The sequence below is a fragment of the Streptomyces sp. HPF1205 genome (assembly GCF_020400825.1).
In the GTDB taxonomy this organism is placed as follows: domain Bacteria; phylum Actinomycetota; class Actinomycetes; order Streptomycetales; family Streptomycetaceae; genus Actinacidiphila.
In genome coordinates, this window is sequence record NZ_JAINVH010000115.1 from 1 (window position 1) to 1,143 (window position 1,143).

Sequence of the window (1,143 nt, forward strand, 5' to 3'; positions counted from 1 at the left end):
GTGGACGGTGCCGTTGGTGGTCAGCCAGGGTTGGGAGGACAGTCCGTTGAAGGTGATGTTGGCGGCGCCGGTGTAGCCGTTGCTGTCGCCGATGATGGCGACGGCGCGTTTGTTGGTGGGGTCGGTGGCGGCGGAGATGGCGGTGGAGCCGTCCTGGCCGTTGGTTTTGACGAGGGTGCCGGTCATGTCGGCGTAGGTGCGCATGGCCCACCAGTTGCCGTTGGGTTGCCAGGTTCCGTTGGTTTGGCTGAGGACGCCGGTGAGGTTGGGGGTCATGCAGCAGACCCAGTTGCCGCGCATGGCGTTGGTGTAGCCGGATTGGGCGAAGCGGGCGAGGTACCAGGCGGTGACGCCGGCGGTTTGGCGGTCGGCGGGCTGGTATTCGTTGGCGGACAGGGGGCGGGTGGGGATGCCGGCGGTGGTGAGGGCGTTGTTGAGGGATTGGGAGACGGTGACGGGGTCGTCGACGTCGCCTTCGTCGTGGTTGGTGATCATGTCGGGGATGGTTCCGGCGGCTTTGACGTGGGCGAGCCAGGTGTTCCATTCGCCGGGGTTGGATTGGGGGGTGTAGGCGAGGGAGGGGCCGACGATGGTGGCGTTGGGGGCGAGGCGGCGGATTTCGCGGTAGGCGGTGTCCCACATTTGGAAGTACTGGGGGCTGTTCATGCCGCGGGTCCAGAAGACGGAGATGTCGGGTTCGTTGTAGATGTCGTAGGCGAAGGGGAGGCCGGTTGCTTGGAGTGCGGTGACGGTGGTGTCGATGAAGGTGGTCCAGTTGGTGCAGTTGCCGTTGTCGCAGGGGTAGGTTTCGTTTGCGGGTTGGCCGCCGTTGTTGCCCCACAGGTCGCTGACGAGGACTTGGTATTGGGCGTGGTAGGGGGGTTGGGTCAGGCGGCGGGCCTGGGAGGTGATGGCGGCGATGTCGGCTTTGGTGGCGGAGCCGTAGGTGTAGTTGTCCTTGATCCAGCCGCCGGAGAACCAGCCGCCGCCGCGGAAGGCGGTGATGTTCAGGGGTTGCAGGTACTGGTCGGCGGGTTGGGAGCCGTCCTGGTTGATGCCGTACAGGAAGCCCTCACCCACTCCCGTCGACGGACCCCGCGACGAACTCAGGTCCACACTCAACGACTTCGTCGCCGCCGACGC

General features: G+C 65.9%; 1 pseudogene. It reads right to left on the reverse strand.

Annotated elements, in window-relative coordinates:
* A pseudogene (locus K7G61_RS35875) lies at nt 1-1,080 on the reverse strand (hypothetical protein); the annotation flags it as partial.
* Nucleotides 1,081-1,143 lie beyond the last annotated feature (63 nt).